Origin of the sequence: Cereibacter changlensis JA139 (genome assembly GCF_003034985.1) — a bacterium.
In the GTDB taxonomy this organism is placed as follows: domain Bacteria; phylum Pseudomonadota; class Alphaproteobacteria; order Rhodobacterales; family Rhodobacteraceae; genus Cereibacter; species Cereibacter changlensis.
The window spans coordinates 1-1074 of sequence record NZ_PZKG01000362.1 but is presented as its reverse complement, the minus strand read 5'-3'; the positions used below and the strand labels follow the sequence as shown (position 1 = coordinate 1074).

Below are 1074 nucleotides of genomic sequence, written 5' to 3'. Positions count from 1 at the left end.
GACAATGGTGGAGCGACGGCCGTAGCGTTCCTCGACGATTTCCATCAGGTCGCGGCGCTGCGGGGCGGTCAGCCTGTCCGGACCCCAGTCGTCTAGGATCAGAACATCCACGCGGACGATCTTGCGGAACAGCCGGTCGAAGCGCCCGTCGCCGCGCGCCAGTTCGAGTTCGGAGAAGAGCCGCGGCAGGCGGTGATAGAGGACGGTGCGGTCGGCACGGCTGGCGGCATGGCCGAGCGCGCAGGCCAGCCAGGACTTGCCCACGCCGCAGGGCCCGGTGATCAGCACCGAACGGCGCCGGTCGATCCACTCGGGGCCGCCGAGGCTCTGGAACAGGGCGCGATCCAGGCCGCGGGACGTCCGGTAGTCCACATTCTCCATGCAGGCGTCGCCGTGGCGAAGGTTCGCCGCGCGCAGGCGCGACTGGAAGCGGCGGGTGCCGCGCCGGGCCTGCTCGCGGTCGAGCATCAGTCCGATCCAGGCGACGGGGTCGAGGCTGCGGCCGCTGTCTTGCGCAAGAAGCTCGGCGAAAGCTTCGGCCATGCCGTCGAGCTTCAGCGCACTCAGCGCCTCATGGGTGGGGTGGGTCAGCAAAGGTCGTCTCCTTCGGTTCAGTGGAAGAACTTGGCGCCACGGATATTGGCGTGGGTGATCGGCGGAGCCTCGGGCGATTGGTTGGGTCTGCGGCCATCGAGGCGGTTGATGAGGATCGACTTCACTGACGCCATGGTGCGGGTGTTGATCGCAAGCGCGCGATCGCAGGCGGCCTCGAGCCGCTCGGGTCCATAACTGCGGGACAGCCGCAGGATGCCAAGGCAGGAACGAAAGCCCTGCTCCGGGTGGGGACGGTCGCGGAGGATGACGTCAATCAGGATGGCGGTCGCGGGGCCGATGCGGGCAGCGCGTTCACGCAGCTGGCTGGGCGTCGTCTCGGCGTAACGACGATGGCTGGCGGGACGGTGATCATTCAGGGTGGTTGCGCCCGTGTCGCCCGGGGCGGCGCGCCGGTGGCAGGCCACCCGCTTACCAGCGCGGAAGATCTCGACCGTGCCAGAGGTCAGACGAGCCCAGAGC

General features: G+C 68.8%; 1 protein-coding gene and 1 pseudogene. Both read right to left on the bottom strand.

Going from position 1 to position 1074, the window contains the following annotated elements:
* On the bottom strand, positions 1–594 hold a 594-nt coding region (locus tag C5F48_RS24060), incomplete at its 3' end, for an ATP-binding protein (protein ID WP_258186592.1).
* A gap of 17 nt (positions 595–611) precedes the next feature.
* A pseudogene (locus C5F48_RS25520) lies at positions 612–1074 on the bottom strand (IS21 family transposase); the annotation flags it as partial.